General features: G+C 63.7%; 16 protein-coding genes. 2 read left to right on the top strand and 14 right to left on the bottom strand.

What is annotated here, in order from left to right:
• The first annotated feature begins 146 nt into the window (after nt 1-146).
• Nucleotides 147-740 (top strand): flavodoxin family protein, encoded by a 594-nt coding sequence (locus AC1ROT_RS10945; RefSeq protein WP_492998991.1) that lies wholly within the window; start codon nt 147-149, stop codon nt 738-740.
• 97 nt (nt 741-837) lie between these two features.
• Here the strand turns inward: AC1ROT_RS10945 and AC1ROT_RS10940 are convergent, their stop codons facing one another.
• From AC1ROT_RS10940 to purC, 10 genes are all read right to left on the bottom strand, one after another.
• Entirely contained in the window at nt 838-1734 is an 897-nt protein-coding gene (locus tag AC1ROT_RS10940; protein WP_492998989.1) for a carbon-nitrogen hydrolase family protein, read from the bottom strand.
• A complete protein-coding gene (locus AC1ROT_RS10935; protein ID WP_492998987.1) occupies nt 1731-2351 on the bottom strand; it encodes a GNAT family N-acetyltransferase in 621 nt (206 codons plus the stop codon). Before AC1ROT_RS10935 ends, AC1ROT_RS10940 begins: the two co-directional genes overlap by 4 nt.
• Nucleotides 2352-2358: 7 nt before the next feature.
• Nucleotides 2359-2769, bottom strand: coding sequence for a ketosteroid isomerase-related protein (locus AC1ROT_RS10930; protein WP_492998985.1), 411 nt, complete (start codon nt 2767-2769; stop codon nt 2359-2361).
• 88 nt (nt 2770-2857) lie between these two features.
• Complete coding sequence (gene grxD / locus AC1ROT_RS10925; RefSeq protein ID WP_492973689.1) at nt 2858-3199, bottom strand: Grx4 family monothiol glutaredoxin; 342 nt, start codon at nt 3197-3199, stop codon at nt 2858-2860.
• Between the two features lie 37 nt (nt 3200-3236).
• Nucleotides 3237-3467, bottom strand: coding sequence for a BolA family protein (locus AC1ROT_RS10920; protein ID WP_492973688.1), 231 nt, complete (start codon nt 3465-3467; stop codon nt 3237-3239).
• Between the two features lie 26 nt (nt 3468-3493).
• Entirely contained in the window at nt 3494-5650 is a 2157-nt protein-coding gene (purL, locus tag AC1ROT_RS10915) for a phosphoribosylformylglycinamidine synthase subunit PurL (RefSeq protein ID WP_493001153.1), read from the bottom strand.
• 38 nt (nt 5651-5688) lie between these two features.
• Complete coding sequence (purQ, locus tag AC1ROT_RS10910) at nt 5689-6384, bottom strand: phosphoribosylformylglycinamidine synthase subunit PurQ (RefSeq protein ID WP_492973687.1); 696 nt, start codon at nt 6382-6384, stop codon at nt 5689-5691.
• Between the two features lie 28 nt (nt 6385-6412).
• On the bottom strand, nt 6413-7648 hold the full coding sequence (locus tag AC1ROT_RS10905) for a hypothetical protein (RefSeq protein ID WP_492998983.1): 1236 nt from the start codon (nt 7646-7648) through the stop codon (nt 6413-6415).
• 50 nt (nt 7649-7698) lie between these two features.
• Entirely contained in the window at nt 7699-7953 is a 255-nt protein-coding gene (gene purS, locus AC1ROT_RS10900) for a phosphoribosylformylglycinamidine synthase subunit PurS (protein ID WP_492973685.1), read from the bottom strand.
• A gap of 91 nt (nt 7954-8044) precedes the next feature.
• Entirely contained in the window at nt 8045-8809 is a 765-nt protein-coding gene (purC, locus tag AC1ROT_RS10895; RefSeq protein WP_492973684.1) for a phosphoribosylaminoimidazolesuccinocarboxamide synthase, read from the bottom strand.
• 224 nt (nt 8810-9033) lie between these two features.
• Here purC and AC1ROT_RS10890 point away from each other — a divergent pair, with 224 nt between their 5' ends.
• Nucleotides 9034-9351, top strand: a complete 318-nt coding sequence (locus AC1ROT_RS10890) for a DUF1476 domain-containing protein (protein ID WP_492998981.1) — start codon at nt 9034-9036, stop codon at nt 9349-9351.
• Nucleotides 9352-9420: 69 nt separating this feature from the next.
• On the opposite strand, the gene AC1ROT_RS10885 is transcribed toward AC1ROT_RS10890, so the two are convergent.
• The 4 genes from AC1ROT_RS10885 to AC1ROT_RS10870 form a co-directional block, all read right to left on the bottom strand.
• On the bottom strand, nt 9421-9813 hold the full coding sequence (locus AC1ROT_RS10885) for a hypothetical protein (RefSeq protein WP_492998980.1): 393 nt from the start codon (nt 9811-9813) through the stop codon (nt 9421-9423).
• Between the two features lie 97 nt (nt 9814-9910).
• Nucleotides 9911-11317 carry a multicopper oxidase family protein gene (locus AC1ROT_RS10880; RefSeq protein WP_492998978.1) on the bottom strand — a complete coding sequence of 469 codons (1407 nt, stop codon included), beginning with the start codon at nt 11315-11317 and terminating at the stop codon, nt 9911-9913.
• Nucleotides 11318-11396: 79 nt separating this feature from the next.
• Entirely contained in the window at nt 11397-12275 is an 879-nt protein-coding gene (locus tag AC1ROT_RS10875) for a DMT family transporter (RefSeq protein WP_492973681.1), read from the bottom strand.
• 13 nt (nt 12276-12288) lie between these two features.
• The gene (locus AC1ROT_RS10870) at nt 12289-13299 is read right to left on the bottom strand and encodes a bifunctional helix-turn-helix transcriptional regulator/GNAT family N-acetyltransferase (protein ID WP_492998977.1); all 1011 of its coding nucleotides are present in this window, start codon (nt 13297-13299) and stop codon (nt 12289-12291) included.
• Nucleotides 13300-13351: the final 52 nt, after the last annotated feature.

Genomic DNA, 13351 nt, shown 5'->3' with positions numbered 1-13351 from the left:
TGACGGCGGTATGGTCAAACGCCTTTAGTCACTTTTAAGTACCTACTTTACTCAGGAAATCAAGGGGTCATATTAATGGTCACCTGAAGTAACCAACATGCTTCAGGTGACTTAGAAATTCCCTATTCCTGCAAGGACTTACTCCAATGACCCAGGTTGCCATCGTCTATCACAGCGGCTACGGCCATACCCAGAAACAGGCGGAAGCCGTGGCCGAGGGCGTTGCCCGGGTCACTGGCGCCAAGGCCGTGCTGGTCCCGGTGGCCGAGGGTGAGGCGCGCATCGCCGAGATCACCGCCGCCGATGCCATCATCTTCGGCTCGCCCACCTATATGGGCAGCGTCTCCGGCCCGTTCAAAACCTTCATGGATTTCACCTCGCAGGTCTGGTACGGCCGCGGCTGGGCCAACAAGATCGCCGCCGGCTTCACCAACTCGGCCTCGCAGTCGGGCGACAAGTTCAACACGCTTGTTCAATTGACAACCTTCGCTGCACAACACGGCATGATCTGGGTCGGCCTCGACATCCTGCCGGGCAACAACAATTCCAAGGGCAGCGTCGAAGACCTCAATCGCCTGGGCAGCTTCCTCGGCGCCATGGCGCAGTCGAATGCCGATGAAGGCCCGGACAAGGGTCCGATCGCCAGCGACCTGGAAACCGCGCGTCGCCTCGGCGAACGCGTCGCCACGGTCACCAAGCAGTATGCCGGCGCCGCCAAGCGCGAGCTGGTGGACGCATAACTACGATATCGTCATTCCCGCGCATGCGGGAATCCAGGGCGGCCGGCGACGATGCTTGTGGCTCTGGGTTCCCGCATGCGCGGGAACGACGAACAAATTATTTCAGACCAACCGCCGTCACATCCAGCGACGGCAGGCTCTGGTCCGGCCAGTCGCGGCGGGTGAAGACCTGGGCGTTGTCGCGTGCGCTGCGCAGGGCGGCGAAATCGAGATCGGCATAAATCCAGCCCGGTTCGTTCAGCCGGCCCTCGGCCAGCACACCATTGTCGGGCAGGCCGCGATCCGGCGCGGCATAGACGCCGGCCCAGCCGACATTCACATCCACCGAGGGCGACCAATCGGCATTGCCCACGGTCGGCGCCACCGCCGTGTAGACCTGGTTCTCCAGGGCGCGGGCCCTGGCACCGATGACGACGCGGTTGGCGCCAGCCAGCGTATCGGTGCAGCTCGGCGCCAGGATCAGGTCGGCGCCGGCGGCCGCCATCGCCTGGCCGATCAGCGGGAATTCGATGTCGTAGCAGACGGCGACGCCAAAGCGCAGGCGTTCGCCATTGACGCTGGCATCGAAAACATTCAGCGCCGCGCCGCCATCGATGATCCAGGATTCGCGCTCGAAGCGCGTCATCTGCCGCTTCTCCTGGAAGGCCACGGTGCCCGCTGGCGACAGAACATAGGCGCGGTTCCTGAACACGCCATCAACCCGCACCGGGAAGCTCGGCGCGACGATATGCACGTCATGGGTCTTCGCCAGCGCCGCCCAGGTGGCGACGAAGGCCTCGTGAAACGCCTGCAGGGCGGCAATCTGCCCGGTGAGATCCTGCTGCAGCGCCGGCGACAGCAGCGATGTCAGCTCCATCGCGCCATATTCGGGAAACAGCAGCAGGCGCGCATCCTGCTGCACGGCGCGGTCGACCCAGGCCGCCGCATGGGCCTGCCAGTCGGCGAAGCGCGTGAAGGCGGTGATCGGATACTGAGCGCAGGCGAGGCGGATCATGACAGCCGCTTCATCCAGTAGACCATCGGCTTTTCGGTCTGCGCCGCAGCGCCGATATCGAGCCATTTGAATCCAGAGATCAGCGCCGGCTGTTTGGCGTAGCCGCGTTTGGCCCAGAAGCCATCGAGCGGCATGTAATCCTTGGGGCGCAGCGGATGGTCGTCGGGCCGCTGCACCGCGCAGAAGCAGCAGATACTGTAGCCGTGACGGCGGGCGGCGGCCTCGCGCTGCGCGAAGAACTGCACGCCGATGCCATGGCCGCGATATTGGCTGAGCAGCACGGATTCGCCGAAATAGAAAATCTCCGCCGTGTTGAGGCCGGCAGCAACAAACGGCGCGCGCACATACGCGGCCTCTTCATCCAGCGCCAGCGCGGTGCTGGCGCCGACGATATTGTCGCCATCCGTCGCCGCGATGATGGTGCCGGTTTTCGCCCTGGCGTAGCGCTGCAGGTAGTCGCGCTCATAGGCCATGTCGCCGTCGTAGAGATAGGGCCAGGCGCGGAAGACTTCGATGCGCAGGCGGGCGAGATCGTCCAGCCGCGCCCGCAGCTCGTCGCCTTCGAAACGGTGAACGTTCAGGTTGGCGTAGCAAACGGGCGAGGACGATTCCGTCATGCCAGCCTTAACCCGCGACCTGCTTCACCCAGTCGGTCATGTTGTAGGTGTTGGAGATGCGCGCGATCTTGCCGTCGACGATCTCGAAAAAGGCGCCGGCCGGCAGGGTATAGCGCTGGCCTTCCGCTTCCGGCAGGCCCTCGTCGGATTCCAGATAGACGCCCAGCACGGTGAATTCGGCCGCAGCGCGGCTGCCGTCCTGGTTGGTCATGACGAAGAGATCGACGATCTTTTCCTCGTAGCAGCGATTCATGCGATCGAGGAATTTGCGGAAGGCGGCCTTGCCGGTCTCGCGGCTGCCCTGGTTGATGTCATGCGCCACATCCTCGGTCAGCAGCGCGAGGAAACCTTCGACATCGCGCGCGTTGAAGGCGTCGTAATAGCGCTGGATCAGGGCATTGGCGGCGGAATTGGTCATGATGGGTCCGGATACGAAAAAGGCGCGGCCAGTTTAGCTGGCCGCGCCCGGATTTTCTACGTCGCCCTGGTGATCAGGATCCTGGCGATCACGCCGCCTGGACGGCGATGCCCTTCTCGGTGAGATACTGCTGCAGCTCGCCGTTCTGGTACATCTCGCGCACGATGTCGCAGCCGCCGACGAACTCGCCCTTCACATAGAGCTGCGGGAAGGTCGGCCACTCGGAATATTCCTTCAGGTGGGTGCGGATCGCCGGATCGGCGAGAATGTCCACGCCCTTGAACTTCAGGCCGAGGCGCGAGAGCACCTGCACGACCGTGGCGGAGAAGCCGCATTGCGGGAACACCGGGGTGCCCTTCATGAACAGCACGACATCGTTGCTGCCCACTTCCTCGCGGATACGCTCGAATGTCTGTTCTTTCTCGCTCATGACGCTGGTCCTTCGTCCAGAAATATCGTTCGGAATGTTACGGGGTCTGGGTGGTGAGCGCCAGCGCATGAAGCTGGCCGCCCATACGGCCCTTCAGTGCGGCGTAGACCATCTGGTGCTGCTGCACCCGGGTCTTGCCGGCAAAGGCGGTCGACACCACGGTGGCGGCGTAATGGTCGCCGTCGCCGCGCAGGTCCTGGATTTCCACCTGCGCATCCGGCAGGGCATCCTTGATCATCTTCTCGATTTCGGTGGCATCCATCGCCATCGCGGTATTCCTTTTTGGCCGATTTCTTACTTCTTACCGGCCATATAGCCCGGCAGCCAGCCCTCATGGGCCGACTTCAGCGCCGCGACCGATATGGTGCCCTGGCCGGCAAAGGTCAACGCGTCCCCGCCGGTGAGGCCGAGCTTGGCCACCGGGGCGCCGGCAGCTTCAGCCGCCGCGATCACGGCTTCCGCCTGGGCGGCCGGGCAGGTCAGCACATAGCGGGCCTGATCCTCGCCAAAACCGATCTCGAAGGCGTCGCCGCTGGGCAGTTTGACCTCGGCGCCGATGCCGGACGCCATGGCCATTTCGGCCAGCGCCACGGCCAGGCCGCCGTCGGAACAGTCATGCACGGCCGAGACCATGCCCTTGCCGATCAGCAGGCGCACTGCATCGCCATTGGTGCGCTCGGCCTTCAGGTCCACCGCCGGCGGCGGCCCGGCTTCCTGGCCGCAGATGTCGCGCAGGTAGACCGACTGGCCGAGATGGCCGTTGGTCTTGCCGACCAGCAGGATGGCTTCGCCCGGCAGCTTGAAGGCGAGCGTCGCCATCGTCGCCACGTCATCCAAAACGCCGACGCCGCCGATGGCGGGGGTCGGCAGGATGCCCTTGCCGTTGGTCTCGTTGTAGAGCGACACGTTGCCCGAGACGACCGGATAATCCAGCGCCAGGCAGGCCTCGCGGATGCCTTCGACGGCGCCAACGAACTGCCCCATGATCTCGGGCCGCTCCGGGTTGCCGAAATTCATGTTGTCGGTGATCGCCAGCGGACGGCCGCCAACGGCGGTGATGTTGCGCCAGGTTTCGGCCACCGCCTGCTTGCCGCCCTCGACCGGATCGGCAAACACATAGCGCGGCGTGCAGTCAGTGGTCATGGCCAGCGCCTTGGTGGCATGGCCTTCGACGCGCACGACAGCGGCATCGCCGCCGGGGATCTGCGCGGTGTCGCCGCGCACCAGGTGATCGTACTGTTCCCAGATCCAGCGGCGCGAGGCCATGTCGGGCGCCGCGATCAGCTTGCCCAGCGCCTCGATAAACGGCAGCGGATGATTGACGCGGCCGAGCGGCTTCTGCGGCGGGGTCTTCACCCAGGGGCGATCATATTCCGGCGACGCCGCCGCCAGCGGATCGATCGGCAGATCGCCGACCTGTTCGCCGTTGAAGCGCAGCACCATGCGGCCGGTATCGGTCAGATGACCGATCACGGCGAAATCGAGTTCCCACTTCTTGAAGATCGCCTCGGCCTGCGGCTCGCTGCCCGGCTTGAGGATAATGAGCATGCGCTCCTGGCTTTCGGAGAGCATGAATTCGAACGGCGTCATGCCGGTTTCGCGCGCCGGCACCTTGTCGAGATCGATGATGATACCCATGCCGCCCTTCGACGCCATCTCGAAGGATGACGAGGTGAGGCCGGCGGCGCCCATATCCTGGATGGCGACGATGGTGTCGGTATCCATCAGCTCAAGGCAGGCCTCGATCAGCAGCTTTTCGGTGAAGGGGTCGCCGACCTGCACGGTGGGACGCTTTTCTTCCGAGTCATCGGTGAACTCGGCCGAGGCCATGGTAGCGCCATGGATGCCGTCGCGGCCGGTCTTGGAGCCGACATAGACGACGGGATTACCGAGGCCGGCGGCGGCCGAATAGAAAATCTTGTCGGCCCTGGCCAGACCCACGGTCATCGCATTGACCAGGATGTTGCCGTTGTAGCTCGGGTGGAAGTTCACTTCACCCGCAACGGTCGGCACGCCGACGCAGTTGCCGTAGCCGCCGATGCCATGCACCACGCCCGAGACCAGATGGCGGGTTTTCGCATGATCGGGCGAGCCGAAACGGAGCGCGTTCAGGTTGGCGATCGGGCGCGCACCCATGGTGAAGACGTCGCGCAGGATGCCGCCGACGCCGGTCGCCGCGCCCTGGTAGGGCTCGATGAAGGAGGGATGGTTGTGGCTTTCCATCTTGAAGATGGCGGCATCGCCGTCGCCGATATCGATGACGCCGGCATTCTCGCCGGGGCCGCAGATCACCCAGGGGGCTTTCGTGGGCAGGGTCTTGAGCCACTTCTTCGACGACTTGTAGGAGCAGTGCTCCGACCACATCACCGAGAAGATGCCGAGTTCGACCTGGTTGGGCACACGGCCCATGATCTCCAGCACCAGATCGTATTCGGCCTTGCTCAGGCCCATCAGGTCGTTCGGATACTGCACGGCCTTCTTCGCTTCACTCACGACAGCGACTCCGCAATCGATTCAAACAGGCCGAGGCCGTCGGTGCCGCCGCAGACCGGGTCGGTGGCATTTTCCGGATGCGGCATCAGGCCGAGCACATTCTTTTTGGCATTGTAGATGCCGGCGATATTGGCGACCGAACCATTGAGGTTGGTCTCCGGCGCGACCGTGCCGAGGCTGTCGGCATAGCGGAAGGCGATGCGATCGGCATCCTCCAGCTTTTTCACCGTATCGGCATCCAGCGTGTAGTTGCCGTCATGATGGGCGACGGCGACGCGGATGGTCTGGCCCTGGCGGTATTTCTTCGTGAACTCGCTCGCCGTGGTCTCGACCCGCAGGTCGACCTGGCGGCAGATGAACTGCAGGCCGGCATTGGTCATCAGCGCGCCCGGCAGCAGGCCCGCTTCACAGGCGATCTGAAAGCCGTTGCACACGGCCAGCACGCGGGTGCCGCTGTCTGCGCGCTTCTTCACCTCGCGCATGATCGGCGAATTCGCCGCCATGGCGCCGCAGCGCAGGTAGTCGCCATAGGAAAAACCGCCCGGCAAAACGATCAGGTCGATGTCCTTCGGCAATTCGCTGTCGCCATGCCAGACATCAATCGGCGGCCTGCCGCCGTTGACCTTGGTCAGCGCCATGCGCATGTCGCGCTCGCGGTTCGATCCGGGGAAGGTGATCAGCGCTGCTTTCATTCTCACTCCTGGGCCGGCCGTGCGGGGATCACTGCCGGGCCTTTGGCTGGGTCACGGATTGCACGATGACGCCGTCTTCGGTGCGTCGCATCTGGTAAAGCATGTCGCGGGTGCCGGAAATCGGCGTCCGGCGGCTTTCATCGCTGTAGCCGGCGCTGATGCGCACCACGATGCCGTATTCGCCGGCGCGGGCGCCCGGCCAGGTATCGAGCGGCTCATACTTGTAGGGTTTCAGGCTGCCCTTGTCGGCGCGGAACTGCATTTCATAGCTGATGGTGTTGCGATCGAAATGTCCGCGCAGCACCTTCTCGATGGCGGGCCAGTCGGCCTTCACCGCCTGCAAAGATGGCGGCGGACCCGCCGCCGATGTCACGTCGCTGTCCAGCGAAGCGGTATAGGTGCGGTGCTCCGAGACTTCGCTGACGCTGTAGGCGGTCGCATTCGAGGTCAGGCGATAGCGCATGATGCGGTTCGGCGCCGCCACCCGCCGGTTGGTATCCAGCGTCTGCGCCGACACCCGCACGATCAGGTCAAGATAACCGGGATCGTCGGCGCGGACGGCCAGCAGGGTCCAGTCCTGGATCCTGGTGCTGCCCGGCGAGGCGAACATCAGGCTGTCGTAGAACGCGAAGTCGCGGGCGGCATGCTGCTTCAGCGCCGGCAGAATCTGCGGCCATTCCGCCTGCACCTGTTCCAGCAGCACGACGCTGCTGGTTTCACCCGCCGCATCGGGCGCCGTCGCCACCTGCGGCGCCGGCCGGGCCGTGCCATAGACAATCTCGTTGACGGCGGTGCGGCCGAGATCCTCGCCGGCGGTCTGCAGTTCCGGATTGAAATATTCGCAGCGCCGCATCTGCTCGCCGGCCGGTGTCATCGCCTTGACGACCAGCAGGCCGATCAGGCCGCTTTCGATCACCACCTGGGCCGGATGCAGCGCCTGGCAATTGACGCCATATTCGTTCACCCGCAGATACCAGGTCTCGCCGGCCTGCAATTCGCGTTGCTGGTTGGCGCGCGGCGTCTTGTCGGCCAGCAGGCCGGCGCGGATCGCATCGGCCTCATGGCGGCCCGGCGCGACATCCACCAGGCTGATCTGGTTCGGCCCGTTGAGCCGGCCGACATCCGCGCCATTCACCCGCACGCTATGCGCGATGACCGGACGATAGGTGGGGGCGGTGTAGACCACGATGCGGGCCTTGTCGGCCGGCAATGCCGTCAGGCTGGTGGGTTGCGGCACAGCGGCGCAGCCGGCCAGCAGCAGCATTACTGCCGCTGCGCCCGGTCCTGCGTGATGTGCTGCAGCCCCCATGCGGTTCAGCCCACCAGCTCGACCGTGTAATTCTCGATCACGGTGTTGGCCAGCAGCTTCTGCGCCATCTCCTTCACCGCGGCCTCGATCTCGGGCTTCGGCTTCGACGCCAGCGCGCCGTTCAGCTCGAGTTCGATCAGCTTGCCCTGGCGCACTTCGCCGACATCGGCAAAACCGAGCGAATGCAAAGCCTGGCCGATGGCGCGGCCCTGGGGATCGAGCACGCCGTTCTTCAGGCTGACATGGACGCGGGCTTTCATCGGATCATCTTTCCCTTGGTCTCAAAAAGCAGCGGCGGCCTTTAGCAGGGCCGCCGCGGTATTCTCACGGCGCTTTTTCTGGTGCGCCACTTTACTGCATCGTATCGGGACCCTTGATGTCTCGCGGACCGCCTTCGGGGAGAATCCCCAGGCGCCGCGCGACTTCCTGGTAGGCCTCGGCCACATTGCCGAGATCGCGGCGGAAGCGGTCCTTGTCCATCTTCTCGTTGGTCTTCAGATCCCAGAGACGGGCAGAGTCCGGGCTGATCTCGTCGGCCAGGATGATGCGCATCTCGTCATTCTGCCACCAGCGGCCGAATTCGAGCTTGAAGTCGACCAGGCGGATGCCGATGCCGAGGAACAGGCCAGAGAGGAAATCGTTGATGCGCAGCGCGAGGTGCATCAGCTCGTCCACTTCCTGGGGCGTGGCCCAGCCGAAGCAGGTGATGTGCTCTTCCGAAACCAGCGGATCGCCCAGCTCGTCGTTCTTGTAATAGAACTCGACGATGCTGCGCGGCAGCATGGTGCCTTCGGCAACACCCAGACGCGTGGCCAGCGAGCCGGCGGCGACATTGCGCACGACGACCTCGAGCGGCACGATCTCGACTTCCTTGATCAGCTGCTCGCGCATGTTGAGGCGGCGGACGAAATGGGTCGGGATGCCGACCTCGCCCAGACGCGTCATCAGATACTCGGAAATGCGGTTGTTCAGGACACCCTTGCCGGTGATGGTGCCCTTCTTCTTGTTATTGAACGCGGTCGCGTCGTCTTTGAAATACTGTACCAGAGTGCCCGGCTCGGGACCCTCGAAGAGGACCTTCGCCTTGCCCTCGTAAACCTGTCTGCGGCGCGTCATGGCACACCTGTCCGGCTATAGGGAAAGCTCGGCCCCTAGATACCGCAAGGGGGATCGTATCGCAATCCGCCGGGGGCGGTTTTCAGCCAGGAAAATCGCCAAGGTTGCGGGTGTGAAATGGCGGTTTTCTGAAATTAAAAGGGTAATCGGGTCCGGGGCTTGCAGCCGGCCCTCCGGCTCCACAATATAATGGCGTTGCTTACCGTCCGTGACCGAGGATTACCATGACCACCTTCGACGACCGCAAAGACGCCTTCGAGAAGAAGCATGCCCATGACGAGGAGCTGGCGTTCAAGGCCGTGGCCCGCCGCAACAAGCTGCTGGGCCTGTGGATTGCCGGTCAGATCGGCCTGAGCGGCGCCGAAGCCGACGCCTATGCCAAGGATGTGGTGGCAGCCGATTTCGAGGAAGCCGGCGATGCCGACGTGATCCGCAAGGTGCAGGCCGACCTGAAGGCCAAGGGCGTTGAGGTCTCCGACCATCGCCTGACCGCCAAGCTGGCCGAACTGCTGGACGAGGCCAAGAAGCAGCTTTCGGCCTAAACGGCTGATTTCAATAGTAAACGCGGCTTACTGCAGTAAGCCGCGTTTTTACTGCTCAGATTCTTATAATTACTTTGCGCTGCTTCTCAGTGCGTCAATTATTTGCCATCGCGTATCTTGGGGTCGTTTGCATTCCCAAAAACGCCAACCATTAATTCCACTTTTCGTTATTGCATAAGCAGCTTCTGATGGACTGCTTTTCTCTTCGCCGTCCAACATAAGAGCACCATTTTCGACTTTCGCTAAGTATAGGCGCCCTTTGTAGTTGGCACGAAATTCCGTGCCATCAGGAAACAACACACCCTTAAAAACACATCCTCCGACCTCGTCTTGCTGGGGCGGTGTTTTTACGCTGTCGAGATTCAGCAAACGACGCAGGACGTCGTTGTAACTTGTGCTCTCTGTCTCTCGAAGATTCGTAAGAGCCTTATAAACATCAAAATCTATATCAATTGTTGACATTAATAATCCTCCAGTGTCGTAGAGTATTATTATTGTAAAGTATATTTAAGAAAGATCAAGAGAAAAAGGAGATTATTAATATCATATACTTAGGAGATTACCCCACCTTCACGGTCGCCATCATGCCGGCGACCTGATGCTCCAGGATATGACAATGCAGCATCCAGTGGCCCTTGTTGTCGGCCACCAGGGCGAGCTGCGCCTTCTCATTGGGCTGCAGCAGCACGGTGTCATGCCAGGGCCGGCCGGCCTGCGTCAGGACCCGGAAGACATGGCCGTGCAGGTGGATCGGATGCGGCCAGGATGTGTCGTTGCTGACCTCGAAAATGTAAGTCTTTCCGTGCTTTAGGTCGAAAAGCGGGTTGTGGCCGAGGTGGTCGGAATGATCGGCCATGGCCTGGCCGTTCAGGCTCCAGGCGATCTGGTGTTTCTGGAAGGCATCGCGCATGTCGATGCGTTTTCCCCCATCCACCTGCATCTGCGACGGCACGCCCATGCCGCCGCCCAGCACCAGCGGCAGGCGTTCGGCATTCTTCAGGTCGGGTTCGCGCACCGGATTGGGCGCGAGCGCCGCGACGGCGGGACGCTCTTTCTTCTGCCCGCTCGCATCGCCATAGGCCAGATCGGTGAGACGGTGTTCGCGGCCCTGCAGGTCGCGGTCAAACACGGTGTAGCGTTTCCCGGCTTCGCCATCGGCATCGATGATGAGATCGGCGCGCATGCCGGGCCCGAGGATGACGCGGTCGTCCTTGCCCAGCGGACGCGGCGTATCGAGCGGATGGCCGTCGAGCGCGATCAGCCAGGGCGCATGATCGGCAAAGCGCAGATCGAAGATGCGCGCATTCGCGGTGTTGACCAGACGCAGGCGGAGGCGCTCGCCAGACGTAACCGCGAAGGGCTGCACGAGACGGCCATTGTTCAGCGCGACATTCCCGAGCCGCCCGGCATGGGTGAGATCCATCGGATGGCGGAAGTCGTCGGTGATCTGCGCGTCTTTATCCAGACGGAAATCACTTAAGACCCAGGCGACATCGCGGTCGACCGGCGGCGGATTCGGTTCATCGACAATGAGCAGGCCGTAGAGGCCGCGACCGACCTGCTCCGGGTTACCGGCATGGGGGTGATACCAGAAGGTGCCGGCATCCTGGCAGATGAAGTCATAGTTGAAGGTCGCGCCGGGCTTCACCGGTTTCTGCGTCAGGCCCGGCACGCCGTCCATCGCATTGGGCAGGCGGATGCCGTGCCAGTGGATCGTCGTGTCCTGCGTCAGTCTGTTCTCCAGCGTCACGCGCAGGCGGTCGTTCTGCTTCAGGCGCAGCACCGGACCGGGCAGGCTGTTGTTGTAGGCCCACACACCAGTGGGGCGCTGGCCCGGCATCACCGGCAGTGCCGCCGCCGCCGGCGTCAGGCGAAGATCCAGCGTGGCGGCGGATGCCGCTTTCGGCAGCGCGACAAAGGCGACAGCGGCAGAAGACGCAGTGAGAAAAGCGCGGCGTGACAGCATGGCGGACTCCTGTTGCGGAGCGGACTTTAGCCCTGCTTCAGAGACCCTGCACCTTACCACATGGCAAGGCTTGAGATGCTCACGCCTTGTCCGGCCGCAGCGCCAGCCACAGGCCGGCGACCAGTACGACAAGGCCGGCCAGCAGCGGCAGGGTCAGCGGCTCGGCCAGCAGCAGGGCGCCGAGCAGGGCGGCCGTGATCGGGCTCAGGCCGAGGAAGGCCGTGGCCCGCGTCGGCGAGGTATGGCGCAGGGCCCAGAGCCAGCCGAAATAACCGATGCCGCTGCTCAGGCCGATGAACAGCACCGCCAGCCAGCCTTTCGGGCTGTAGCCCGACCAGCCGGTGAAGGCGCCTTCGCCGATCGCCAGAATGCCGAGGAAGGCGACGCTGGCCAGCATCGAAAAGGCGCCGACGCTGAGCGTGGGATAGCGCTGCAGATAGGGCTTGAACAGCACGCTGCAAAACGCGCCGCAAAACGCCGCGAGCAGCACGGCGGCCTCGCCGATCCAGTGTTCGGCGCTGGAGGCATCGAAGACCTTCTCGCCCAGCGCCAGGCCGACGCCGCAGATGGTGAGCAGCACGCCGGCGCTCTTGGCCAGCGTCAGGCGTTCGCGGCCGAGCAGGGCCGCGAGGATCATGGTGATGAGCGGAAAGCTGGAGAACAGCAGGGCGGCGCGCGCCGCGGTGATATACGACAGGCTGTAATTGATCAGCGCGATCAGGATGCCGAACTGCACGATGCCCAGCGCGGCAATCGGTGTCACATCGCGCCAGGCGAAGCGCATCGGAATCCGCTGCAGATACAGCGCCGGCAGCAGGCAGAGCGCGCCGATGCTGTAGCGGAACATCGCCAGGGTCGCCGGACCGCTTTCACCGACCACATAGCGGGTGGCGACCAGCGCCGCGCCGATCTGCACGCCGACCGCGGCGGCGACAGCGATCGGCTGCCAGCTTTTCATGGCAGCGGGGCTTTCACAGTTTGAGATCCCAGGTTTCGCCGATGAGCTGCTGGCCGAAGCTGGGATGCGGTTCGCTATGGGTCAGCCTGAAACCGGCCTTCACATAGATGGCGCGGGCGGCCGTCAGCACGCTGTTGGTCCACAACGTCATTTTCTTGTAGCCCTGCGCGCGCGCAAAGGCGATGCAGGCGCCGACCAGACGATGGCCCAGGCCGATGCCGCGCGCCTTCGGGTCGATGATGACCAGACGCAGTTTGGCCACCGTGGCGGATTTGCGCACCACCACCGCCGAGCCGACCGGTTCGCCATTCATCTCGGCGATGAAACAGACTTCGTTCTCGGGGTCGTAGTCTTTCAGGAACTGCGCGGCGATTTCGGCCACCAGGGCCTCAAAGCTGCTGTCCCAGCCGTATTCTTCCGCATAGAGCCGGCCATGGGCGGCGACGATCCAGCCCATGTCGCCGGGGCGGTGCCGGCGCAGGGTCACGACCGGGGTTTCAGGTTTGGTCTTTTCAGGCGCATCGTCGCCGAGCAGCCGCGTGATCGTGCCCATGGCATCGACCAGCTGGCGGCGCGCCGCCGGCGGCAGGGGTTCGAGCAGCGGACTCAGCACCCGGCGCGAGACATCCTCCTGCGGCGCGAAGGCCCGGCGGCCGGCGGCGGTGAGTCTGAGCAGGCTCTGGCGCGCATCTTCAGGCGCCGGCTTGCGGATGACAAAGCCCTGCTTTTCGAAACCGCGCAGCATGCGGCTCAGGTAGCCGGCATCCAGGCCGAGATCGCGTCCCAGATCGCTGGCGGTGACGCGGTCGCGGTGCGCCAGCTCGTAGAGCACGCGCGTCTCGGCCAGCGAAAAGGGATCGTAGAGCTTGCTGCCTTCCAGCAGGCCGATCTTCTGGGTGTAGAAGCGGTTGAAGCGACGCATCGCCTCGACCTCGTGGCCGGGATCGTTGGCTGGCTGATGACGCCGGGATGCGGATTTCTGTGCGGCGCCCGGGCTTTGCGCAGCGGCGGAGGATTTCGACATGAGGCGCCCGCTCCCTGCCGGGCGGCGCCACTGTGCCGGCAATACTTGACTT

This window comes from Ferrovibrio sp. GW821-FHT12E11 (assembly GCF_058806975.1).
This window is presented reverse-complemented; position numbering and strand designations above follow the sequence as displayed.

What these genes read in the sequence shown, in the direction of transcription:
- AC1ROT_RS10945 (WP_492998991.1), top strand. Translation starts at nt 147, where the DNA reads ATGACCCAGGTTGCCATCGTCTATCACAGCGGCTACGGCCATACCCAG.
- AC1ROT_RS10940 (WP_492998989.1), bottom strand. Translation starts at nt 1,734, where the DNA reads ATGATCCGCCTCGCCTGCGCTCAGTATCCGATCACCGCCTTCACGCGC.
- AC1ROT_RS10935 (WP_492998987.1), bottom strand. Translation starts at nt 2,351, where the DNA reads ATGACGGAATCGTCCTCGCCCGTTTGCTACGCCAACCTGAACGTTCAC.
- AC1ROT_RS10930 (WP_492998985.1), bottom strand. Translation starts at nt 2,769, where the DNA reads ATGACCAATTCCGCCGCCAATGCCCTGATCCAGCGCTATTACGACGCC.
- grxD (WP_492973689.1), bottom strand. Translation starts at nt 3,199, where the DNA reads ATGAGCGAGAAAGAACAGACATTCGAGCGTATCCGCGAGGAAGTGGGC.
- AC1ROT_RS10920 (WP_492973688.1), bottom strand. Translation starts at nt 3,467, where the DNA reads ATGGCGATGGATGCCACCGAAATCGAGAAGATGATCAAGGATGCCCTG.
- purL (WP_493001153.1), bottom strand. Translation starts at nt 5,650, where the DNA reads ATGGGCCTGAGCAAGGCCGAATACGATCTGGTGCTGGAGATCATGGGC.
- purQ (WP_492973687.1), bottom strand. Translation starts at nt 6,384, where the DNA reads ATGAAAGCAGCGCTGATCACCTTCCCCGGATCGAACCGCGAGCGCGAC.
- AC1ROT_RS10905 (WP_492998983.1), bottom strand. Translation starts at nt 7,648, where the DNA reads ATGCTGCTGCTGGCCGGCTGCGCCGCTGTGCCGCAACCCACCAGCCTG.
- purS (WP_492973685.1), bottom strand. Translation starts at nt 7,953, where the DNA reads ATGAAAGCCCGCGTCCATGTCAGCCTGAAGAACGGCGTGCTCGATCCC.
- purC (WP_492973684.1), bottom strand. Translation starts at nt 8,809, where the DNA reads ATGACGCGCCGCAGACAGGTTTACGAGGGCAAGGCGAAGGTCCTCTTC.
- AC1ROT_RS10890 (WP_492998981.1), top strand. Translation starts at nt 9,034, where the DNA reads ATGACCACCTTCGACGACCGCAAAGACGCCTTCGAGAAGAAGCATGCC.
- AC1ROT_RS10885 (WP_492998980.1), bottom strand. Translation starts at nt 9,813, where the DNA reads ATGTCAACAATTGATATAGATTTTGATGTTTATAAGGCTCTTACGAAT.
- AC1ROT_RS10880 (WP_492998978.1), bottom strand. Translation starts at nt 11,317, where the DNA reads ATGCTGTCACGCCGCGCTTTTCTCACTGCGTCTTCTGCCGCTGTCGCC.
- AC1ROT_RS10875 (WP_492973681.1), bottom strand. Translation starts at nt 12,275, where the DNA reads ATGAAAAGCTGGCAGCCGATCGCTGTCGCCGCCGCGGTCGGCGTGCAG.
- AC1ROT_RS10870 (WP_492998977.1), bottom strand. Translation starts at nt 13,299, where the DNA reads ATGTCGAAATCCTCCGCCGCTGCGCAAAGCCCGGGCGCCGCACAGAAA.